The sequence below is a fragment of the Pseudoxanthomonas helianthi genome, from assembly GCF_017939625.1.
Lineage (GTDB): Bacteria > Pseudomonadota > Gammaproteobacteria > Xanthomonadales > Xanthomonadaceae > Pseudoxanthomonas_A > Pseudoxanthomonas_A helianthi.
Genome location: NZ_JAGKTC010000002.1, coordinates 385,071 through 406,958 on the forward strand (window position 1 = coordinate 385,071; position 21,888 = coordinate 406,958).

General features: G+C 67.2%; 21 protein-coding genes and 1 pseudogene. 8 read left to right on the plus strand and 14 right to left on the minus strand.

Annotated features, from left to right (window positions below):
- Window positions 1–85: 85 nt before the first annotated feature.
- From J5837_RS09425 to J5837_RS09450, 6 genes are all read left to right on the plus strand, one after another.
- Window positions 86–742, plus strand: coding sequence for a LemA family protein (locus J5837_RS09425; protein ID WP_210536504.1), 657 nt, complete (start codon window positions 86–88; stop codon window positions 740–742).
- Between the two features lie 19 nt (window positions 743–761).
- The gene (locus J5837_RS09430; protein ID WP_425504835.1) at window positions 762–1,664 is read left to right on the plus strand and encodes a TPM domain-containing protein; all 903 of its coding nucleotides are present in this window, start codon (window positions 762–764) and stop codon (window positions 1,662–1,664) included.
- On the plus strand, window positions 1,664–2,155 hold the full coding sequence (locus J5837_RS09435; RefSeq protein WP_210536505.1) for a TPM domain-containing protein: 492 nt from the start codon (window positions 1,664–1,666) through the stop codon (window positions 2,153–2,155). The genes J5837_RS09430 and J5837_RS09435 overlap by 1 nt, the downstream gene beginning before the upstream one ends.
- A 69-nt stretch (window positions 2,156–2,224) precedes the next feature.
- On the plus strand, window positions 2,225–3,112 hold the full coding sequence (lgt, locus tag J5837_RS09440) for a prolipoprotein diacylglyceryl transferase (protein WP_210536506.1): 888 nt from the start codon (window positions 2,225–2,227) through the stop codon (window positions 3,110–3,112).
- Window positions 3,109–3,903, plus strand: a complete 795-nt coding sequence (locus J5837_RS09445; protein ID WP_210536507.1) for a thymidylate synthase — start codon at window positions 3,109–3,111, stop codon at window positions 3,901–3,903. The genes lgt and J5837_RS09445 overlap by 4 nt, the downstream gene beginning before the upstream one ends.
- A 4-nt stretch (window positions 3,904–3,907) precedes the next feature.
- Window positions 3,908–4,420, plus strand: coding sequence for a dihydrofolate reductase (locus J5837_RS09450; RefSeq protein ID WP_210536508.1), 513 nt, complete (start codon window positions 3,908–3,910; stop codon window positions 4,418–4,420).
- Between the two features lie 80 nt (window positions 4,421–4,500).
- Here the strand turns inward: J5837_RS09450 and J5837_RS09455 are convergent.
- The 9 genes and pseudogenes from J5837_RS09455 to J5837_RS09495 form a co-directional block, all read right to left on the minus strand.
- A pseudogene (locus J5837_RS09455) lies at window positions 4,501–5,349 on the minus strand (symmetrical bis(5'-nucleosyl)-tetraphosphatase); the annotation flags it as partial.
- Between the two features lie 12 nt (window positions 5,350–5,361).
- Window positions 5,362–5,742, minus strand: a complete 381-nt coding sequence (gene apaG / locus J5837_RS09460) for a Co2+/Mg2+ efflux protein ApaG (protein WP_210536510.1) — start codon at window positions 5,740–5,742, stop codon at window positions 5,362–5,364.
- Between the two features lie 22 nt (window positions 5,743–5,764).
- Window positions 5,765–6,565, minus strand: a complete 801-nt coding sequence (rsmA, locus tag J5837_RS09465) for a 16S rRNA (adenine(1518)-N(6)/adenine(1519)-N(6))-dimethyltransferase RsmA (protein ID WP_210536511.1) — start codon at window positions 6,563–6,565, stop codon at window positions 5,765–5,767.
- Window positions 6,566–6,763: 198 nt separating this feature from the next.
- Window positions 6,764–7,753 (minus strand): 4-hydroxythreonine-4-phosphate dehydrogenase PdxA, encoded by a 990-nt coding sequence (gene pdxA, locus J5837_RS09470; RefSeq protein WP_210536512.1) that lies wholly within the window; start codon window positions 7,751–7,753, stop codon window positions 6,764–6,766.
- A complete protein-coding gene (locus J5837_RS09475; protein ID WP_210536513.1) occupies window positions 7,753–9,114 on the minus strand; it encodes a peptidylprolyl isomerase in 1,362 nt (453 codons plus the stop codon). Before J5837_RS09475 ends, pdxA begins: the two co-directional genes overlap by 1 nt.
- Entirely contained in the window at window positions 9,111–11,570 is a 2,460-nt protein-coding gene (gene lptD / locus J5837_RS09480) for an LPS-assembly protein LptD (RefSeq protein WP_210536514.1), read from the minus strand. The genes J5837_RS09475 and lptD overlap by 4 nt, the downstream gene beginning before the upstream one ends.
- A 134-nt stretch (window positions 11,571–11,704) precedes the next feature.
- A complete protein-coding gene (locus tag J5837_RS09485; RefSeq protein ID WP_210536515.1) occupies window positions 11,705–12,613 on the minus strand; it encodes a histone deacetylase family protein in 909 nt (302 codons plus the stop codon).
- Window positions 12,614–12,850: 237 nt separating this feature from the next.
- Window positions 12,851–13,408 (minus strand): cob(I)yrinic acid a,c-diamide adenosyltransferase, encoded by a 558-nt coding sequence (locus J5837_RS09490; RefSeq protein WP_210536516.1) that lies wholly within the window; start codon window positions 13,406–13,408, stop codon window positions 12,851–12,853.
- Between the two features lie 132 nt (window positions 13,409–13,540).
- Window positions 13,541–14,131, minus strand: coding sequence for a hypothetical protein (locus J5837_RS09495; RefSeq protein WP_210536517.1), 591 nt, complete (start codon window positions 14,129–14,131; stop codon window positions 13,541–13,543).
- Between the two features lie 145 nt (window positions 14,132–14,276).
- Here J5837_RS09495 and ubiH point away from each other — a divergent pair, with 145 nt between their 5' ends.
- Window positions 14,277–15,485, plus strand: coding sequence for a 2-octaprenyl-6-methoxyphenyl hydroxylase (gene ubiH, locus J5837_RS09500; RefSeq protein WP_210536518.1), 1,209 nt, complete (start codon window positions 14,277–14,279; stop codon window positions 15,483–15,485).
- Complete coding sequence (locus J5837_RS09505; RefSeq protein WP_210536519.1) at window positions 15,482–16,657, plus strand: UbiH/UbiF family hydroxylase; 1,176 nt, start codon at window positions 15,482–15,484, stop codon at window positions 16,655–16,657. Before ubiH ends, J5837_RS09505 begins: the two co-directional genes overlap by 4 nt.
- Before the next feature lie 110 nt (window positions 16,658–16,767).
- Here J5837_RS09505 and J5837_RS09510 read toward each other — a convergent pair whose 3' ends face one another.
- The 5 genes from J5837_RS09510 to J5837_RS09530 all read right to left on the minus strand — a co-directional run bounded on the left by J5837_RS09510 (window position 16,768) and on the right by J5837_RS09530 (window position 21,788).
- Complete coding sequence (locus J5837_RS09510) at window positions 16,768–17,490, minus strand: hypothetical protein (protein WP_210536520.1); 723 nt, start codon at window positions 17,488–17,490, stop codon at window positions 16,768–16,770.
- Window positions 17,491–17,665: 175 nt separating this feature from the next.
- Window positions 17,666–18,706, minus strand: coding sequence for a 23S rRNA (cytidine(2498)-2'-O)-methyltransferase RlmM (rlmM, locus tag J5837_RS09515; protein ID WP_210536521.1), 1,041 nt, complete (start codon window positions 18,704–18,706; stop codon window positions 17,666–17,668).
- A 100-nt stretch (window positions 18,707–18,806) separates the two neighbouring features.
- Window positions 18,807–19,370 carry a nucleoside deaminase gene (locus J5837_RS09520; RefSeq protein ID WP_210536522.1) on the minus strand — a complete coding sequence of 188 codons (564 nt, stop codon included), beginning with the start codon at window positions 19,368–19,370 and terminating at the stop codon, window positions 18,807–18,809.
- Window positions 19,370–19,780: a hypothetical protein gene (locus tag J5837_RS09525; RefSeq protein WP_210536523.1), complete on the minus strand. Its 411-nt coding sequence runs from the start codon at window positions 19,778–19,780 to the stop codon at window positions 19,370–19,372. The genes J5837_RS09520 and J5837_RS09525 overlap by 1 nt, the downstream gene beginning before the upstream one ends.
- A 265-nt stretch (window positions 19,781–20,045) precedes the next feature.
- The gene (locus tag J5837_RS09530; RefSeq protein WP_210536524.1) at window positions 20,046–21,788 is read right to left on the minus strand and encodes a glutamine--tRNA ligase/YqeY domain fusion protein; all 1,743 of its coding nucleotides are present in this window, start codon (window positions 21,786–21,788) and stop codon (window positions 20,046–20,048) included.
- Window positions 21,789–21,888: the final 100 nt, after the last annotated feature.

A 21,888-nucleotide genomic window follows, 5' to 3' on the forward strand; every position in this document is an offset into this window, starting at 1 on the left:
TTTTAATGCTTTTGGTCCGGCAGTTGCGCGCCGCCCCGGGCGATGCTGCAATGGCCGCGTCCCGTCCACCGGAAGGAAAACCGCCATGCGCGCGCTTTCGCGACTGCTCCTGATCGCCGGCCTGATCGCCCTGCTGTCGGGCTGCGGCTACAACACCATCCAGCAGAAGGACCAGGCGGTGAAGGCCGGCTGGTCCGAAGTGCTGAACCAGTACAAGCGCCGCGCCGACCTGGTGCCGAACCTGGTCGCGACCGTCAAGGGTTACGCCAGCCATGAGCAGCAGGTGCTGACCCAGGTCACCGAAGCGCGTTCCAAGGTCGGCAGCATCAACGTCAACGCCGACGACCCGGCCTCGCTGGCGCAGTTCCAGCAGGCGCAGGGCGAACTGCAGAGCGCGATCGGCCGCTTGCTGGTGGTCAGCGAGAACTACCCGCAGCTGAAGGCCGACCAGAACTTCCTGCAACTGCAGGCGCAGCTGGAAGGCACCGAGAACCGCATCACCGTGGCGCGCCAGCGTTACATCGCCACGGTGCAGGACTACAACACCTACGTGCGCTCGTTCCCGCAGCTGATCACCGCGAAGATCTTCGGTTACAAGGAAAAGCCGAACTTCAGCGTGGAGAACGAGGCGCAGATCTCCAACGCCCCCGCGGTGGACTTCGGCACGCCCGCGCCCGCCGCGCCGGCCGCACCCGCGGCTCCGGCGGCGCCGCAACCCCCGCAGCCCGCGCCGGCCAACTGATCCGCTTACGGTAACGGCCGTGCGCCACATCGCCCGCTGGCCGGGCCTGCTGCTGGCCTTGTGGTTCGCCTGCGCCGTGGCGTGGGCGCAGCAGCTGGCCTCGATTCCCGCGCTGACATCGCCGGTGGTGGATACCACCGGCACGCTGGATGCCGCGCAGAAGCAGCAACTGGAACAACAGGCGCTGGCCTTGCAGCAACGCAAGGGCAGCCAGTTGCAGATATTGATCGTGCCGACCACGCAGCCCGAAGACATCTTCGACTACAGCCAGCGCGTGTTCGACACGTGGAAGCTGGGACGCAAGGGCGTCGACGATGGCGTGCTGCTGGTGGTGGCGAAGGACGACCGGCGCGTGCGCATCCATCCGGGCTATGGACTGGAAGGCGCGATTCCAGATGCCACCGCCAACCGGGTGATCCAGGAATACCTGGTGCCGAAGTTCCGTGCCGGCGATTTCGGCGGCGGCCTGGTCGATGCGACCGGGGCGCTGGTCAAACTGATCGACGGCGAAGCGCTGCCCGAGCCGGTCAGCACGCATCCCGCCGGGCGCGATCGCGGCGGCAACTGGCTGTTCGCGCTGTTCGCCGCGTTCATCGTGGCCAACATCGTGCGCGGGATCTTCTCGCGCACGCCGGCGGGCCTGCGGGGCCTGTTCACCGGCGGCGCGGCCGGCGGTGTGGCCTGGCTGATTTCGTCGGCGTGGCTGATCGGCGGCCTCGCCGGGTTCCTCGGCCTGTTGTTCGGCCTGCTGTCGATCGCGCCGGGCCGTTACGCCCGCCATCGCGACTGGGGCGGGTGGGGCGGCGGAGGTGGCGGTTGGGGTGGAGGCTCTGGCGGAGGTGGCTGGGGCGGTGGTGGAGGCGGCGGCTGGTCGGGCGGTGGCGGCATGTCCGGTGGCGGCGGCGCGTCCGGGAGCTGGTGATGAGACTTCTACGCCACCTGTTCGCGCGTTCCGCCCGTTCGCTGTTTCCCGAGGACAGCCTGCACCGCATCGCCGACGCGATCGCCGCCGGCGAACGCCGCCACACCGGTGAGGTGATGTTCGCAGTCGAGTCGGAACTGACGCTCGGCCAACTGCTGCGCAAGGTGCAGGCGCGCGACCGCGCGATGGACGCCTTCGCCCGCCTGCGCGCCTGGGACACCGAGGCGAATAACGGCGTACTGGTCTACCTGCTGCTCGCCGACCATCGCATCGAGATCGTCGCCGACCGCGGCCTGTCCGGCAAAGTCAGCGCCGAGCAATGGCGCGGCGTGTGCCAGCTGATGGAGGAACGCCTGCAGGCCGGCGAACCCGAGGCGGCGGCGATTCGCGGGGTCGATGCCGTCGCCGACCTGCTGGCGGCGCATTTCCCGCAAAACGGCGACGGGCCGGACATCGACGAACTGCCGAACCTGCCGCGCATCCTCGACTGACCCGGCGGTCAGGCAAGGACGGCCCCACTCAGGCAAAATGGCTGCCTCGTTCCGCCCGATGCCTCCTGCATGATCTACCTGCACCAGATCGACCCCATCGCCTTCTCGCTCGGGCCGCTGAAAGTGCATTGGTACGGCATCGCCTATGCGCTGGCCTTCGCCGCCGCGTGGTTCCTCGGCCGCTCGCGCGTGCGCGCCGGGCGCCTGCCGGGCGTCGACGACAACGGCTATGGCGACCTGATGTTCTACTGCATGCTCGGCGTGGTGCTGGGCGGACGCATCGGCTACATCCTGTTCTACGACCTGCCGACCTACCTCGCGCATCCGCTGCAGGTATTCAAGGTCTGGGAAGGCGGCATGAGTTTCCACGGCGGCCTGCTCGGCGTGCTGCTGGCGTCGTGGTGGTGGGCGCGCCGGCACAAGCTGCATTTCTTCGACGTGATGGATTTCGTCGCGCCGCTGGTGCCGGCGGGACTGGGTTTCGGCCGCCTGGCCAATTTCGTCAACGGCGAGCTGTGGGGCAAGTACACGGGAACGAACTGGGGAGTGATCTTCCCGACCACCGACCCGAACGTGTCCGGGCTGGGTTTGAACGCCACGCAACTGCAGGCGCAGTACGCGGCCGGGATGCTCGACCGGTTCGCCCGCCATCCGACCCAGTTGTACGAAGCGCTGCTGGAAGGCCTGGTGCTGTTCTGCGTGCTGTGGTGGTATTCGCGCAAGCCGCGTCCCCGTTACGCGGTGTCGGGGTTGTTCGCGCTGCTGTACGGCGTGTTCCGCTTCGCCGTCGAATTCGTCCGCGTACCCGACCAGCAATTGCAGTACCTGGCCGGCGGCTGGCTGACCATGGGCCAGTTGCTCAGCCTGCCGCTGGTGGTCGTGGGCCTGTACTGGCTGTGGCTGTCGCGGCGTTCGCCGACCCTGCAGCCGGTGGTCGCCGCGGAGAAGCAGGCATGAGGCAATACCTCGACTTGTTGCGGTACGTGCTTGAGAACGGCGCGGAGAAATCCGACCGCACCGGCACCGGCACGCGCAGCGTGTTCGGCTGGCAGATGCGCTTCGACCTAGGCGAAGGCTTCCCGCTGGTCACCACCAAGAAGCTGCACCTGCGCTCGATCATCCACGAACTGCTGTGGTTCCTGAAAGGCGAGACCAACATCGCCTACCTGAAGGAAAACAAGGTCAGCATCTGGGACGAATGGGCCGACGAGAACGGCGAACTCGGCCCGGTCTACGGCAAGCAATGGCGTTCCTGGGAAGGCGCAGACGGCCAGGCCATCGACCAGATGAAATGGCTGGTCGAGGAAATCAAGCGCAATCCGGATTCGCGCCGCCTGGTGGTCAGCGCCTGGAACGTCGCCGACCTGCCGAAGATGGCGCTGATGCCATGCCATAACCTGTTCCAGTTCTACGTGGCCAACGGCAAGCTCAGCTGCCAGTTGTACCAGCGCAGCGGCGACATCTTCCTCGGCGTGCCGTTCAACATCGCCAGTTACGCCCTGCTGACCCACATGGTCGCGCAGGCGACGGGCCTGCGGGTCGGCGATTTCGTGCACACGCTGGGCGACGCGCACCTGTATTCGAACCATTACGAACAGGCCCGCGAACAGCTCTCGCGCACGCCGCGGCCGTTGCCGACGTTGCACCTGAATCCCGACGTGACCGATCTGTTCGCGTTCAAGTTCGAGGACATCGAGATCCACGGCTACGACCCGTTGCCTGCGATCAAGGCGCCGGTGGCGGTGTGAGCCAATGAGGGTTTCGCTGGTCGCCGCCCTGGATCGCAACAACGCCATCGGTCGAGACAATGCGATGCCGTGGCACCTGCCCGACGACTTCAAGCATTTCAAGGCGCTGACCTTCGGCAAGCCCATCCTGATGGGCCGCAAGACCGCCGAATCGCTGGGTCGCGCGCTGCCTGGGCGGCTGAACCTGGTGCTGACCCGTTCGGGACGCGTGCCGTTCGAGGGTATGCAGGCGGTGGCCTCCATCGATGAGGCGAAAAAAATCGCTCTCAATTCGGGTGCTGAAGAACTCTGCGTCGTTGGCGGCGCAGAGATATATGCGCTTACGCTGCTATCGGCCGACGTCCTGCATCTGACCCATGTCGATGCTGAAGTCGAAGGTGCGGATGCGTTCTTCCCGACATTCGATGCATCGCAATGGCGGGTTGCGAAACGTGAGCTGCATGAGGCCGATGCGAAGCACGCCTTTGCGTTCGAGTTCGTCGATTACCGACGGATTCCGCCCGTGGGAGCGACGTAAGTCGCGAATCGTGGCCGGGGAAGATCAAAGGCGTCGCGACTGACGTCGCTCCCACGACCGGGATTCCCAAGGCATCAATCCTTCGGCAGCTGCCCCTTCGGCGGCGGCGGTACATCGCGACCCGGCACCTGCACGATGCGGATCTCGTCGCTGTCCAGCTGCAGCGCGGTCAGCTTGCCGCCCCACACCGCGCCGGTATCGATGGCGTGGACGCCATGGCCGATCATCAGGCCCAGCGTCGACCAATGCCCGCAGACGATCTTCAGCTCGCGCTGCGCGCGGCCGGGCACCTCGTACCAGGGATACAGGCCTTGCGCCTGCATGCCGGGCGCGCCTTTTTCCTCGACCGCCATCCGCCCGCGCGGCGTGCAATAACGCATGCGGGTGAACACGTTGATGATCGCGCGCGAGCGGTCGTGTCCGCGCAGCCCCGGCGACCAGTCGGGCTTGTCGCCGTACATGTTGCGCAGCAGTTTGCGGTAATCGTCGCCGTGCAGCAGCTGCTCGACTTCCCGCGCATGCTTCTCGGCCAGCGCGGCGGTCCACTTCGGCGCAAGGCCGGCGTGGATCATCATCCAACCCAGCGCATGGTCGCTGTGCAGCAGCTTCTGCGAGCGCAACCAACCGAGCAGTTCGCCGCTGTCCTCGGCCAGCACCACGCGCTGCAGGTCGGGATTGACCTTGCGCTGCTCGCCCGGGCTGCGTTCGCCGATGGCCAGCAACGACAGGTCATGGTTGCCCAGCACGACCACGCTCCGTGCGCGCAAGGAATGCACCAAGCGGAGGGTTTCCAGCGATTGCCCACCGCGATTGACCAGGTCGCCGCAGAACCACAGGGTGTCGGCGGCGGGGTCGAAGCGGATTTTCTCCAGCAGGCGCTGGGTGACGTCGTAGCAGCCTTGCAGGTCGCCGATGGCCCAAACGCTCATCCGCGGCCGGCCTTAATGCAGGGTTCGCGGCACCGACAGCGCGAACGGCGCGATCGGGGCGTCGAAGCGGGTGCCGTCGTCGGCGAGCATGCCGTAGCTGCCGCGCATCGTTCCTTGTTCGGTTTCCAGCACCGCACCCGAGGTGTATTCGAAATCGTCGCCCGGCCGCAGCCATGGCTGTTCGCCGACCACGCCTTCGCCGCGCACTTCCTCGGTCTTGCCGTTGGCGTCGGTGATCACCCAGTGGCGGTCGATCAGCCGCGCCGGCACCCGCCCACGGTTGCGGATGTGGATGGTGTAGGCGAACACATAGCGTCCGTCCTCCGGCGCGGACTGGTCGGCGAGGAAGCGGGTGGCGACATCGATGTCGATGGCGTATTCGGAGGCGTCCATGCGCACAGTCTAGCAATTGGGCCTAGGCGGGCAAATTCGCCAGCTTCACGAAATCCGCGACTTCCACCTGCTCCGCTCGCGCATCCGGACGCAGGCCGGCTGTTTCGATCAGCGCGGCATCGCAGACGCCGGACAGCGCGTTGCGCAGGGTCTTGCGGCGCTGGCCGAACGCGGCACGCACCACTTCCTCGAAACGTTTCGGGTCGCGTACGCCGATTTCGCCCGCCGGTTTCGGCACCATCCGCACCACCGCCGAGTCGACCTTCGGCGGCGGCCGGAACGCGCCCGGCGGCACGTCGAACAGCGGCACGACCTCGCAATAGGCCTGCAGCATCACGCTGAGCCGGCCGTAGACTTTGCTGCCGGGCCCGGCGGCCATGCGATCGACGACCTCCTTCTGCAGCATGAAGGTCATGTCGCGGATCGCCGCGGCGTGTTCCAGCGCATGGAACAGGATCGGCGAAGACAGGTTGTAGGGCAGGTTGCCGACCAGCCGGATCGGTCCGCCGTTGTGCGCCAGTGCGGTGAAGTCGACGGCCAGCACGTCGCGATGGATGACTTCGAGCGTGCCATGCGCGCGCGCGGCTTCGGTCAGCGGGAAGATCAGGTCGCGGTCGAACTCGATGACGGTCAGTTCGCCGTGGCGGTCCAGCAGCGGGAAGGTGATCGCGCCCTGGCCGGGGCCGATCTCGACCAGCCGGTCGCCAGGCCGGGGATCCACCGCCAGCACGATTTTCTCGATGTAGCCGCGGTCGGCCAGGAAATGCTGGCCGAACTGCTTCTTGGCAGCACCGAATTCGGTGGCGGGGGAGCGCGGGTTCATGCGGGAATTATGCGATAACAGACCCTTCCCCGCTGGCGGGGAAGGTACCGAAGGCGGATTGAGGACGCGCCGGAGCCCATCAATTTCCGTTGCGACGGCGCATCGAGTGCAGGAAAGGCAAAGGGTTCGCGCTAGCGCGAGGGTCACTTTCTTTGCTTGTGCAAGCAAAAGCAAAAAAGCAGTCGAGCAAGCTCGACTCTACGAAAGCGCAGCGCGCGCGGTTGCGATCCGTGCGCAGGTTTCCACCGCGGCGAACAGGCTGGATGGATCGGCGAGTCCCTTTCCGGCGAGGTCGAGCGCGGTGCCGTGGTCGACGGCGACGCGCGGATAGGGCAGGCCCAGGGTCAGGTTCACCGCGCGCTCGAAACCGCTGTATTTCAGCGTCGGCAGGCCCTGGTCGTGGTACATGGCCAGGACCGCGTCGAAGCCGACCAGCTTCTGCGGCAGGAACGCCGTATCAGCCGGTAGCGCCCCCACCAGCGCAAAGCCTTCGTCGCGCAGCGCGGCCAGCACAGGTTCGATGGTTTCGATCTCCTCGCGGCCCAGCAGGCCCGCTTCGCCGGCGTGCGGGTTCAGGCCCAGCACGGCGATGGTCGGGCGGGCGATGCCGAAGTCGCGGCGCAGCGCAGCGTCGGTGATGCGCAGCGTTCGTTCCAGGCTTTCGCGGGTGATCGCGTCCGGCACTTCGCGCAAGGCGAGGTGGGTGGTGGCCAGGGCGACGCGGACCACGTCGTTGGCCAGCATCATCACCACGTCGCAGCCAGCGCGTTCGGCCAGGCGTTCGGTGGTGCCGGTATAGGCGAAACCGCCGGCATTGATCGCGGCCTTGTGCATCGGTCCGGTGACCAGCCCGGCGAACTCGCCGTGCAGGCAGGCGTCGGAAGCGGCGTCGAGGGCGGCGATCACCGCCGCGGCGTTGCGCGGACTGGTCTGGCCGAAAACACTGGGCGCGGAATTCGGGAATTCACGCAGCGGCAGGTCCCCCGGCCGCGTCGCGACTGCGCTTTCCTCCAGCAACTGCAGCGGCAAACGCAAGGCATCGGCCGCGGCGCGCAATGCGGCCGCGTCGCCGAAGGCGGTCAGCGTGCAATCGTCGCGCGGCCGTTGCGCCAACCGCACGCAAAGCTCGGGACCGACGCCCGCCGGTTCGCCGGGAACCAGCGCCAGCTTCGGTCCCGTACCGGCCATCAGCCGCCGCTGGGTGCGGGCGTCGCCGGCGCCGGGGCGGGCGCAGTCGTGGGCGTCGCCGCGGCATCCGCCTGGTTGCGGAAACTGACGAAGGCTTCGCCGCGCATTTCCTGCAGGAAGCGGTTGTATTCCTCTTCCAGCTTGCGCCGGCCGATGGTTTCGCGCACCTGCGAACGGCGGTTGGCGTCGCCGACGTCGCTCTGGCGGCTGCCTTCGCGCTGGACGATGTGCCAGCCGGCTTCACTGCGGAACGGCTCGGTCACCTGGCCGTCCTGCAGTGCGGCGATCTTCTGGCCGAAATCCGGACCATAGGCGTCGGCCGGGAACCAGCCCAGTTCGCCGCCGTTGTCGCGGGTGTTGGTGTCTTCCGACGCTTCCTTGGCGACCGCGGCGAAATCGGCGCCGCCGGCGACGCGCGCGCGCGCGGTATCGATCTTGGCCTTGGCCGCTGCCGCGTCCTGGGTCGGGGTGATCCGGACCAGGATGTGGCGCGCGTGGTATTCGGTGACCATCTTCGGCGCGGCCTGGCTCGCGTCGCGGGTTTCCACCAGCTTCAGCAACTGGAAGCCGCTGGGTCCGCGGATCGGGCCGACTACCTGGCCTGCGTTCATGCCTTTCAGGGTTTCGACGAAGGCGGGCGGGATTTCATCGACGCTGCGCCAGCCCAGGTCGCCGCCTTCCAGCGCGTTGGGGCTGTCGGAATAGCGCACCGCGGCGGCGTTGAATTCCATCTCGTTCTTGTCGAGCAGGGCCTTGATGCCATCGACTTTCTTCTGCCCGGTGGCGATCTGCTCGGGCGTGGCGCCTTCGGGCAGGGCGACCAGGATGTGCGCCAGATGGTACTGGGTACCGCCGCTGGCCTGGGCGGCCATTGCGGCATTGACCTCGGCCTCGCTGACCTGGATGCGGCTCTGGGCGAAGCTCTGGCGCAGCCGCTGCACGGTGATTTCGTCGCGCACCGAGTTGCGGAATTCGTCGAACGACAGGCCGTCGGCGGCGATGCGCTGGCGCAGGCCGTCGATGGTGGTGCCATTCTGCTGGGCGATGCCGGCAACGGCGTTGTTGAGCTCGTCGTCGGTGACGGTGATGCCGCTGCTGTTGGCGCGGGCGACTTGCAGTTTCATCAGCACCAGGCGCTCCAGCACCTGGCGTTCCAGCACGTTCTGCGGCGGCAGTTGGCCGGGCTGGTTGGCGTACTGCTGGGTGACATTGCGCACGGCGCGGTCGAGTTCGCTCTGCAGGATCACGTCCTCGTCGACCACTGCGGCGATGCGGTCCAGCGGTTGCAGGGTCTGCGCGGAGGCGGCGACGGCGCCACCGAGCGAAGCGATGACGAGAAGACAGGCGATGGATTTCTTCATGGCAGGGTAGGGTCGGAGGTTTCCGGGTTCTGGTGGCGGATCGAGGCCGGCGGCACCAGGTAGAGGTCGTCGCGGTAGTAGCCGAGGATAGCGCGTCGCAGGGTGCGTTCGGTGTCCTGGCCGGCCGAACCGAGGCCTTTCAGTTCGAATTCGACCTGGATGGAGTTGTTGAGTTCGCCCTCGCGGTTGCGCACGTAACGCCGGCCCAGCACGCGCACGCTCATGCAGCAGCTGTCCCACTGCACGCCGGCCAAGGCTTCGAGCAGCTTGTGATCGCGCAGCGAGTGGTAGTAGCGGCCGACGACGCTCCAGGAAGGCGTGACCGGGTACAGGAAGGAGAAATCGGCTTGTTCCAGCAGGTCGCTGCCGTCGCTGGTGTTGCGCCGGTAGCGGTAGCCGATGTTGACGACGCCGTCGCCGCCGATCAGGTAGCGCGCGCGGATCGTCGCCAGGTCCTCGCGGCGGAACTTGGGATCCCATTGGTAGGCGGCGGCGATGTTCCAGCGGTCGCTGGGCGCGTACTGCGCCTCGGCCACCCAGGCCGACTTGCCGCGCTCGATGATCGGTTCGCCGGGCACCGTCACCTGCGAACCATCGAAATAGCGGATCTGGCCGAGGCTGACGGCGAGTTTTTCCTTGCCGTCGGTCTGGCGGATCAGGCGTGAGGTCAGGGCCAGGGTCAGCTGGTTGGCATCGGCCTGGCGGTCTGCACCGGAATAGCGGTTGTCGCGGAACAGCGAACCCCAGCTGAAGGTCATCGGCGCGGTGTCGAACAGCGGCAGTCCATCCTGGTCGCGGTAGGGCGCATTGAGGTAGAACAGGCGCGGTTCCAGCGTCTGCAGGTAGGGCTTGTCGCCGACGGTGGCGTCGCGGTCGAAGAACATGCCCGCATCGATCGTGCCGATCGGCAGGCTGCGGCTGGGCGATGTATTGCGGAACTCCGCAATCATCGCCGGGGTGACGCCTGCTGCGTCGACGCCGTACTTCGTCATTGCCTGCGAGATGGCCAGTTCGTCCGCCTTGCCGCCATCCAACTGGTAACCGGTGTAGCGCCAGGCCAGGGTCGGCGTGATGAACCAACTGGGACCTTGGAGCGGCGTCGATACGTAGGGCATCAGATCGAGGCGGCTACCGCCGTAGCGTTTCTGCACTTCGCCGGTGTATTCGAACCCGTCGTCGGTGAAGCGCTTCACCTTCAAGTCGTCGCGGGCGAAACGGACGGCTTCGGTATGTACGCCGGCCTTCAGCCAGCGCCCGAAAGGTTGTTCCCAATTGAAGAACGCGCGCGGCAGGCGATGGTACGGCAGCGAGTCCTCGGTCAGCGTGTAATCGCTCAACTGGTAATAGTCGATCTGTGCGCCGGCATCCCAGTACTGGCCGCGTCCCCAGACGCCGGCCGTGCTGGTCATCGAGTACGCGGCTTGCCCGTACAGCGAATTGCCGAAGTCTTCCAGGTAGCGTTGGTCGCTGATCCAGTTCAGGTCGGCGCGGGCCTGCCACTGCCCGCTCAGGTTGTGCTCGCCCTTGAAAGCGACGCGCCCGCGATCGCGGTCGCGCAGCTTGTCGTTGGACATGTAGGTCGTGTCCAGCACGCCCTTGCCGTCCGGGTACAGGTAACGGAATTGCGCGCCCAGCTGGAAGCCGCGCTTGCTCATGTAGCGCGGGGTCAGGGTTGCGTCGTAGTTCGGCGCCAGGTTCAGGTAGATCGGTTGGCGATAGTCGAAGCCATTGCGCCCGGAGCTGCTGACCGCCGGATACAGCAGGCCGGTGTGGCGGCGGTCGTCCACGGGGAACTTGATCCACGGCACGTACAGCACCGGCACCTTGCCGATGCGCACGATGGCGTTGCGGGCCACGCCGAAGCCTTCATCGGTATCCACGTCGATGCGGTTGGCGCGCAATTCCCAGCTGCGCTGGCTCGGCGCACAGGTGGAATAGGTTGCGCCATTGAGCTGGCCGCTGGGCCCCTGCATGACGATGCTGTCGGCGCCGCCATTGCCGCGCCGCGACACCAGCTGGTAGCGCAGGTTGTCGATCTGGTGGGTGTCCTTGTCGGTGCTGCCGTGCGCCTTCTCGGCGATCACGCGCATGCCCGAGTCCTGGTAGCGGACGTTGCCGGTGGCCTCGTAGGTGCCGGCTTGCTGGTCCAGCTTGAAATTGTCGGCCTTCAGGTACTGGTCGCCGCGGACCAGTTCGACGTTGCCGTCGTACACCGGGTTGTTCTCGGTGCCGCTGAGCATGTCGCCTTCGATGTTGGTATTTTCCTGCGCCCGCTTCTCGCGCGCCTGTTCGCCGGTCAGGCCGGTGGCCGGCGGCGGGGCGCCGGGAAAGACGGGCACGGCATCGCCGATCGGGCACAGGCCCCAGTTGTCGGGCTTGCCTTCATCGGCTGCCATTGCCGGCAGGGCCAAGGCAATGCTGAACGGGATGGGCAGCAGGCGGAGGGCTCGGCGCACGCAGTCGGGAATCCGGGCGGAAAACGGCCGTTAGCTTGCCGCATGAACCGCGAGCCGGCAATGAAAGCCGTCGGCCGGTGTCGGGCGGGGTTCAGGCGTCCCGAAGGTCGTCCTGCGCTCCGGCGGGGCCCGGTTCAACGCAGTTCGGCCACATGGGCCACGCTGCATTCGCGCAACGCGTCGAGGCTGTAGCCGCCCTCCAGCATCGACACCACCCGGCCGCCGGCATGGCGGCGGGCGATGCGGCGCAATTCGCGGGTCAGCCAGGCGAAGTCATCGGTTTCGAGCATCAGGTCGGCCAGCGGGTCGTGCATGTGCGCATCGAAGCCGGCCGACACCAGCAGCAGCTGCGGACGGAAATCGTTTAGCCAAGGCAGCAGTTCCTCGGCCCAGACGTTCTGGAAGCGGAACCCGCCGCTGCCGGGCGGCAGCAGGACGTTGCGCACGTTGCCGACGCCGCGCTCGTGGGGGCTGCCGGTATGCGGGTAGATGCCGGATTCGTGGCTGCTCAGGTAGGCCACCCGGGGCTCGTTGCGGAAGATGTCCTGGGTGCCATTGCCGTGGTGCACGTCGAAATCGACCACGGCAATGCGTTCCAGGGCATGCCGTTCCAGCGCATGGGCAGCGGCGATGGCGACATTGTTGAGCAGGCAGAAGCCCATCGCGGCGTTCGGGGTGGCGTGGTGGCCCGGCGGACGCACGGCGCAGAAGGCGGTCTCGCTTTCGCCATTCATCACCGCATCGACCGCGGCGATGCCGGCCCCGGCCGCACGCAGGGCCGCGGCGCGGGAGTCGGGGCTGGCGATGGTGTCGGGGTCGAGCACGCGGTAGCCGGTGAAGCCGGTCGCCAGTGCGCTATCGATCAGGGTGTCGTCATGCACGCGGCGCAGGTCGCCGAGCCGGGCGGCGGGCGCTTCGCGCCAGTCGAGGTCGCCGTGGTGCTCGCGCAGGGCTTCCAGCACCGCCTGCAGCCGCGCCGGGCACTCCGGGTGCTCGGGGCCGGGGTCGTGCAGCAGGCAGGCGGGGTGGGTGTAGATGATCACGTTATGAGTGTTGCCTGCGGCCTGATCGATGGTCCGCCGAAGGTATTCGACGTGGGAGTGGGGGCGTAGCCACCGGTCAGTCGCGAATATCGAAGCCGTAAAGTTTCAACAACAGTGTTCTGCAGGAAAGCAGTGATGCCGATTTTTTCGAATCGACATGGGAATTGGCGGATAGGTCGCTCCGCAATTCGCGACTGACCGGTGGCTACGCCCCCACTCCCACGCCGGATTCCGTTGTTATCCACGCCTTCTCTCATGCCGCCACAACACCTCGCCTTGCCCATCCGCACGGGCAAGCACCCGCGACAGCACGAACAGCAGGTCGGACAGGCGGTTGAGGTAGCGGATCGCCTCGGCGCGCACGCTTTCGTGCCGCGACAACGCCACCGTCGCGCGTTCGGCGCGGCGCACGATGGTGCGGGCCAGGTGGCAGCGCGCGGCCGCTTCGCCGCCGCCGGGCAGGATGAAATCCTTCAGCGCCGGCAGGTCTTCGTTGTAATGGTCCAGCTGCCGTTCCAGCGCATCCACGTCGGCATCGAAGATCGCCGCGTGGCCGGGAATGCACAGCTCGCCGCCCAGGTCGAACATCTGGTGCTGCACCGTGGTCAGCAGGTCGCGGATGTCGTCGGGCACCTTGTTCGCCGCCAACACCACGCCGATCGCCGAATTGGCTTCGTCGACCGTGCCGTAGGCTTCCACGCGCGGCGAATCCTTGGCGACGCGGCTGCCGTCGCCGAGGCCGGTGCTGCCGTCGTCGCCGGTGCGGGTGTAGATCTTCGAAAGACGATTACCCATCGCTGGAGACCCTGCCTGTGGGAGCGACGTGAGTCGCGAATGCCTTTGCTCTATTTGATACTTGGCAGAAGAGCTTCGCGGCTTGCCGGTCACGACGACATGTCGTGACCACTCCCACAGGGAGGCTTTTCGTCAAGCCGACTTGTCTTGCGGCTTCAGCGCGCGCGCCGCGGCAACGACGCCGACGTGCAGCACGGCGGCGATGCCGGTGTAGATGGCGGCGGTGCGGGCGTACGGCAGCAGCCACTCGGTGTAGTTCTGCCACCAGCCGGCGAAAGTCGGGTTGGCGACGCTGTCGCTGATCCAGTAGAAGCTGCCCTGGGCCAGCAGCTGGCACACCACAACCGACACCAGCAGGCTGGCGACCAGCACGCCGAGGAACTTGCCAGTGGACTGGGCGTAGAAGCGGCGGGCGATGCCGCCACCCAGCCACAGCGCGAAATAGGCCGGGACCAGGAACCAGTACGCGGCCGACACGCAGTAATGGGCGAAGAAATCGATGCCCTGGCCGTGGATCACCCACCAGTCCACGCCCACCGCCAGCGCCATCAGCAGCGGGAAAGCCCACCTGGTCCAACTGCGCAGGTAGAAGCCGCCGATGAAGAACACCGCCCATGAGGCATCCGGCACCGGCATGAAGTGGAACGGCAGGTTGCTGCGGGTCACCGCCATCAGCAGGGCCAGCAGGGCGAGGATCACGGCGCGGGTCTGGTTGGTATTCATCTTGGGGCGGTCATCCGGAAGACTCAGGCGCTCATTCTAGCCAATACCCACCTCGTAGGAGCGGGCCCTGCCCGCGAGGCCTTCTCTCGTGAAAGCCAGCGCGGGCAAGGCCCGCCCCTGCAAGGGCTGCCGGTATCATGGCCGCATGACCCAACACGATGTCCTGATCGTCGGCGGCGGCCTGGTCGGCGCCAGTCTCGCCATCGCCCTGGACCGCTTCGGCGTGGACACCGGCCTGGTCGAAGCCGCGCCCGCCGGAGCACTGCCGGCGGTGTTCGACCAGCGCAACCTCAGTTTCGCCGCCGCCACCGTCAATGCGCTGACCGCGCTGGGCGTGATGCAGAAGCTGCGCGCGCCGACCGGACCGATCCGGCGCATCCACATCAGCCGCGAAGGCGATTTCGGCCGGGTGAAGCTCGACGCGGCGAATTACGGCCGGGAGGCCTTTGGCCAGGTCGTCGTCGCCCGCGATTTCGGCGAGGCGCTGGAAGCCCGGCTCGGCGAACTGTCGCGCGTGACCCGCTACCGCCCGGCACGCTTCGTCGGCCTCGGCGAAGGCAGCGATGGCAGCTTGCGCCGCGTGCGCATCGCCGACGCGCAGGGCGAACGCGAAATCGCGGCCAAGCTGCTGGTCGCCGCCGACGGCACCCGCAGCGGCCTGCGCGACGCGTTGGGCATTGGCGCGGACGAACACGACTACCAACAGACCCTGTTCGTCGCCCGCATCCGTGGCGAGCGCGCGCCGGATGGGACGGCCTACGAGCGTTTCACCGCTACCGGTCCCACCGCGTTGCTGCCGCGCGGCGACCGCCACTTCGGCCTGATCCACGGCGTCGCCCGCGAAGACGCCGAAGCCGTCGCCGCGCTGGACGATGCGGTCTGGCTGGCACGTGTGCAGGCGGTGTTCGGCTGGCGCGCGGGACGATTCCTGTCCAGCGGCGAACGCAGCACCTATCCGATCGTCCAGGTCGTGGCGCAACGCCTGGTGGGCGAACGCGCGGTGCTGCTCGGCAATGCGGCGCAGACCATCCATCCGATCGGCGCGCAGGGCTTCAACCTGGGCCTGCGCGACGCGCTGTCCCTGGCCGAATTGATCGAATCTGGCGAAGACCCCGGCGCTTCCGCCTTGCTCGATGCCTATGCGTTGCGTCGCCGTGAAGACCGAGCACGCACTCTGCGGTTCTCCGACGGCCTGGCCCGCGTCACCGGCGGCGGAGCGCCCCTGCTTGGTCCGTTGCGCAGCTTGGGCCTGCTGGCCGCCGACAGTGCGCCGGCACTGCAGTCGTTCCTGGTCGGTGGCGCGATGGGCTTCCGCGGCGACGTGCCGGCGCTGTGCCGGGAGAACGCCGCATGAGCCGCCGCAACCGTCTCGATGCCGTCGTCGTCGGCGGCGGCGTGGTCGGGGCCGCCTGCGCGCTCGCGCTCGCCAGGCAGGATTTGCGGGTCGCTCTGGTCGAAGGCCGCGAACCCGCGCCCTGGTCGGCGGCAACGCCGGATTTGCGCGTGTACGCCTTCGCCCCGGACAACGCCGCGCTGCTCGACGACCTCGGCGCATGGATGTCGGTGCGCGATGCGCGCGCGTTCGCCTACCGGCGGATGCGGGTATGGGATGCGGCCGGTGGCGGTGAACTGGCTTTCGACGCCGATGCGCTGGGCCGTGCGCAGCTGGGCTGGATCGTCGAAAACAATTTGCTGCTCGACCGGCTGTGGAGCGCGCTGGCGCCTGCCGGCGTGCAGATCGTCTGCCCGGCGCGGGTTGCCGGAATGGAGCAGGATGAAGTCGGCGTCCGCCTGACCCTGGACGACGGCACTCGTCTCGATGCGAACATCGCCATCGCCGCCGATGGCGCCGACTCGACCCTGCGCGAACGCGCCGGGCTCGAAGTTTCCGCCCACGATTACGCGCAGCGCGGCGTGGTCGCCTTCGTCGAAACCGAAGCGCCCAACGAAGCGACCGCGTGGCAGCGGTTCCTGCCGAGCGGACCGCTGGCCTTCCTGCCGTTCGGCAAGCAAAGCTCCATCGTGTGGACCTTGCCGAACGACGAGGCCGCGCGCGTGCTGGCGCTGGACGAACAAGCCTTCAATCGCGAACTGACCGCCGCTTTCGGCGCGCGTCTGGGCGAAGTGCGCGTGGTGTCGCAACGCGCCGCCTTCCCGTTGCGCCGGCAGTTGGCGAAGGCTTACGTCGCCGGCCGCGTGCTGCTGGTCGGCGACGCGGCGCACGTAGTGCATCCGCTGGCCGGGCAGGGCGTCAACCTGGGTCTGCGCGATGTCGCTGGCTTGCGCGATGCGGTGGTCGATGCAAAGTCGCGGCGCGCGGACTGGACTTCGCCGCACCGCCTCGCGCGCTGGGCACGCACGCGGCGCAGCGAGAACGCCGCGGCGGCCTACACCTTCGACGGCATCAACAAGCTGTTCTCCACCAACGAAATGCACGCCACGTTGCTGCGCGGGCCGTTGCTCGGCCTGGCGGGCAAGCTGCCGCCACTGGCGGATCTGCTGTGGCGGCGAGCATCAGGTCTTTAGGTTTGTCGTCATTCCGGCGGTTCAAGCCGGAATCCATTTTGCTTTTGCATCTACTCAATGAGGAGCAAGAGCGAAATGGATCCCAGCGTTCGCTGGGATGACGGCAGAAATCAGCCCGGAATGAACGGGAATACGATCTTCAGCAACCCCTTCAACCCACCCTCGGCCGTGCTGGAGATGGCCTTTGCGCCGAGGCTGTTCAGGGCATTGCGCGCGTCTTCCCAGCGCAGCTTGGTCACGTCCTTCTTCAGCAGGTCGGCCACTTCCTCGGCGGTCGGCGCCAGCTTCTTCAGTTCCCTGGTGATCTTTTCCGCGTCCGGCTGCAGATAACCCCACTTCTCGGCGATCTTCAGCAGCGTATCGAAGCGCACGGCGACGACTTCGCGGTTGCGCTCGTAGACCGGCAGCGCGCCGACATCGAGGATCGCCTGTTCGAAACGTTGTGCGTCGTCCGGGTGCTCGATGCGGACGGCAAGGAAGCCCTCCTTGCGGCTGCGTTCGCTGACGTGCTTGGCGCCCGAACGCAGGTTGGCCTCGGTCAGCACGGTGGCGACGATGCGGCGCAGCGCGGCGTCGTTCTCTTCGGGCACCAGCGCGCGCCAGCGGGCGTAGCCGTCTCGGCGCAGGGCCTTGACCTTGGCCGGGGTGACCCGCAGTTTCAGGGCGACGGCGGCGTTGGACTCGTCGCGGCCGATCGCGCCGTCGCGTTCCAGCAGCACGAAGATCAGCAGTTCGAGGTCGCGCTTGGTCAGCGACTGGAAACCCTGCAACAGGGTCAGGCGCAGGAATTCGTTGCCGAACGCGGCGGGGTCCTTGAGTTCGAGAGTCTGCATGGGGTGTCTCCGGCTAGGAACCTAGCTTGCCATGGCCGTGTAGCAGGGGATGAGAAATGGCCGGCGGATTGCGCAAACGGTAGGGCGGGTCTCGACCCGCCTTTGGCGATCGCGATGTCCGCGACGGCAGGCCGGAGCCCGCCGCCGTATCAAGCACGGGGCAGGCGCTACATGATTACTCGGGTGTTGCGAACACCGTGATCTCTTCACGATCGTGGTAAAGCTGCTTGGCGCGTACCGTCAGCGGTTTTCCGGCCTTTTCCGCGAACAGGTCCAGGCACAGCCGCGTCTCGTCCCAGCGCTTCTTCATCGGCAGCTTCAGGTTGAAGATCGCATGCCGGCACCAACCTTCGCGGAACCACGTCGCCAAGCGCTCGGCCACGCGGCGCGGTTGTTCGACCATGTCGCAGACCATCCAGTCCAGTGGGCGCGGCGGTTGCCAGTGGAAGCCATCGGCACGCAAGTGGTCGACCAGGCCGGTCGCCATCACGTGTTCGCGCAGCGGGCCGTTGTCCACGCTGGTCACGCGCAGGTGATGGCGGGTCAGCACCCAGGTCCAGCCGCCCGGTGCGGCGCCGAGATCGGCGGCGGTCATGCCGGGCTTCAGCAGTCTCCCCCGCTCATCCGCATCGAGCAGCGCCAGCAGCGCTTCTTCCAGCTTCAGCGCCGAACGCGATGGCGCATCGTTCAACAGCTTCAGGCGCGGGATGCCCAGCGCCCATGGCGCGCTGTCGCGCGCCTCGCCGCGGGCGAGAAAGACGTGATCGCCCTGCACGAATACGACATGCAACCGCGGCAGGCGCGGGTCTTCCTTGTCGGTCAGGAAGCCCTGCTTGCGCAGCGCGGGCCGCAGGGCATTGCCGAAGCTGCGGGCCAGCCCGGCCAGCGGCTTGGCCTCGTCCGAATCGGGATGCTCCACCCAAAGGTCGCCATAGCGCCCGCCGCCGGCCAGCGCGGCGAGGATCGGGGTGATGCGATCCTTGGGGTCGATGCCGCGCAGTTCGGCGATCAACGCGAGCTTCTGCCGCGCGAACACCAGCTCGCGCCACGGCAATACGGCGGACAGCCGCGCGTCGTCGCTGGCGAAGACCACGTAGCCAGCGTTGCGCGTGGCCTTGGCGTAGCCGGCGATGCCCGCAAGCGCCGCCCGTTCGCCCAATTCCGCGGCGAGTTCCGGTTCGAAGCCCTGGCGGCAGTAGCAGAGGAGACCGGTCATGTAGGGGATTCTTGGGAAAAAATCGTTCGTGGGAGCGGCCATGGCCGCGATGGCTTTTCTGGCGAATGCATCGCGGCCATGGCCGCTCCCACGAAGTGGGTCAGTATTTCGCGCCATCCGTTTCGCCATAGGTCCGCAGCACGTCGCGTGCGGCGTCGCGGTGCAGGTCGCGCACGACTTCGATGCCGCGGCGGCTCAATTCGCCGACCCAGTCCGCGGGCAGCGGGCCTTCGTCGAACGGGGTCAGCTCCTCGACGTCCTCGGCGCGCGCGCCGATCAGCAGGCGGTCGATGCCCGCCCACACGGTCGCGCCATAGCATTGGCAACACGGCTGCGATGAAGTCGCCAGGGTCACCGGGCCGTCGAACATGGCGTTGATGCGGAAGGTCTGCAAACGCTGTTGCGCGAGCATGTAGGCGACGTTCTCGGCATGGGCCAGCGAGGTGCTCATCGGCACCACGCGGTTGACCCCGACCGAGACGATGCGGTGGTCGGGCGAGAACACCGCGGCGCCGAACGGGCCGCCGCTGCCGTGTTCGATGTTCCGCTTCGACAGGGCGATCGCCAGCGCGACCTTGTCGTCGTCGCTGGCGTAGGCCGCCGAATGATCGACGAACTCGTGGACCCACGCGGGCAGGGTCAGGTGGACTTGCGCGTAGAGCATCATTTCACCGGGTTGGGGACGGGCGCCGGGTCTTCGATCGGCATCACGCCGCTGCCGGCGGCGGTGCACTGGCCGCTGCGGCATTGGCAGGACGTGATCGACGGAAAGCCGCACACGCCGACCATGCCCTTCGACTGGCACTGCGCGCGCACTCCGGCCGGGTCGGTGGGGCTGTCCTTGTTGACGCAGGCAGGGTAATAGCCGCAGCAGTTGCCGACGTCCTTCACCGCGCAATCGGCATCGGTCTTGCAGCTCATGTCGAGGACGACCGAGCCCGATTTCACGGCCGTCGATTGCGACGAGTCCGCAGGTCGATCCGCCAAGGCGTGATCCGGCGCCGCAGCGGGCGCTGCGCAGGCGACGAGCAGGAGGAAGATGAAGACGGCGAGGAACGACTGCAGCTTGCGCATGGTGGTTCCGGAAGGTGCGGTGATGCAACGGATTCTAAGTCATCCCGGCTTGAAGGCGGCCGCAAGCGTGCCTTGTAGAGCCGAGCATGCTCGGCTGCTTTCGCTTTCGCCGTTGTGGAAGCCTGGCTCGTCCCGGCTTGCCTCGCTATCGCCACGAAGGTCAAAAGCGTGCCGGGCAAGCCCGGCACCCCCGCCTACGCGGGGGCAGGCTCTACGAGAGCAAGAGCAGCCGAGCATGCTCGGCTCTACCGAGCAGGGCGGCTCGTCAGCCTTTCGACGCCCACGTATCGCGCAGGGTCACGCTGCGGTTGAACACCGGTGCGGCCGGCTTGTGGTCGTAGCGATCGGCGACGAAATAGCCGACGCGCTCGAACTGGAAGCTCTGCTCGGGCGCAGCCTCGGCGGCGGCCGGTTCGACGTAGCCGGTGACGACCTTGCGCGAATCCGGATTCAAATAGTCGACATAGCTCTTGCCGCCCTCGTCGTTGTCCGGATCCGCGACGGTGAACAAGCGGTCGTACAGGCGGATTTCCGCCGGTACCGCGTGCTTCGCACTGACCCAATGGATGGTGCCCTTGACCTTGCGGTTGGCGCCCTCCATGCCCGGGCGCGAAGTCGGATCCAGGGTGCAGCGCAGTTCGACGACCTTGCCGTCCGTGTCCTTCACCACTTCGTCGCAACGGACGATGCCGGCGCCGCGCAGGCGCACGTCGCCGCCCACGGTGAGGCGCTTGAAGCCCGGCGGCGGCACTTCCTCGAAATCCTCGCGCTCGATCCACAGTTCGCGCGAGAACGGGATGCTGCGCTCGCCCTGGCTGGCGTCCTTCGGGTGGTTGGAGAAGGTCAGCGACTCTTCGTGGTTCCCGTCCAGGTTGGTCAGCACCATCTTCAACGGATCGATCACCGCCATGCGGCGCTGCGCGTGCGCGTCGAGGTCGTCGCGCAGGGCGCCCTCGAGGATGGAAATGTCGAGCAGCGAGTTCTGCTTGCTGATGCCGACGCGGTCGACCATCAGGCGCAGCCCGGAAGGCGTGTAGCCGCGACGGCGGATGCCCTGCAGGGTCGGCATGCGCGGATCGTCCCAGCCGTCGACACGGCCGGACTCGACCAGCTGCAGCAGCTTGCGCTTGCTCATCACCAGCCAGTTGAAGTTCAGGCGCGAGAATTCGATCTGGCGCGGCTTGGCGGCCTCGAACGGCAGGCCCTTGTCGGTCAGCGGCTTCACCAGTTCCGGCGAATGCGCCAGGTCCACCTTGTCCACGCACCAGTCGTACAGCGGGCGGTGGTCCTCGAACTCAAGCGTGCACAGCGAATGGGTGATGCCTTCGACCGCGTCGCTGAGCGAATGCGCGAAGTCGTACATCGGGTAGATAGGCCACGTGTTGCCGGTGTTCTGGTGCTCGACGTGCTTGATCCGGTACAGCGCCGGGTCACGCAGGTTCATGTTGCCGCTGGCCATGTCGATCTTCGCACGCAGGGTGCGCGCGCCGTCGGGGAACTCGCCCGCGCGCATGCGCCGGAACAGGTCGAGGTTCTCTTCCACGGAACGATCGCGGTACGGCGAGTTGCGGCCCGGTTCGGTCAGGGTGCCGCGGTACTCGCGCACTTCCTCGGCGCTCAGGTCGCAGACGAAGGCGTCGCCCTGCTGGATCAGCTTCTCGGCGGCGAGGTACAGCACGTCGAAATAGTCGGAAGCGTGGCGCAGCGAATGCCAGTCGAAGCCGAGCCAGCGCACGTCGTCCTGGATCGCCTCGACGTATTCGGGGTCTTCCTTGGCCGGGTTGGTATCGTCCAGGCGTAGATTGCACCAGCCACCGAACTCGGCGGCGACGCCGAAGTCCAGGCAGATCGCCTTGGCGTGGCCGATATGCAGGTAGCCGTTCGGCTCCGGCGGGAAGCGGGTGCGCACCGCCGATTGCCGGCCGCTGGCCAGGTCGTCGCGGACGATCTGGCGGATGAAATCCTTCTTCTCAGGGGTGGCGTCGGCGGGCGAGGAGGTATCGGACATGCGGGGAATGGCGCTGCGGCGGCAAAACGCGATTTTAGCCGACCCCGTCACCCGGCCGCGACGGCGGAAGCCTATGCTGTGCCCTTTTTCCGAGGAAATC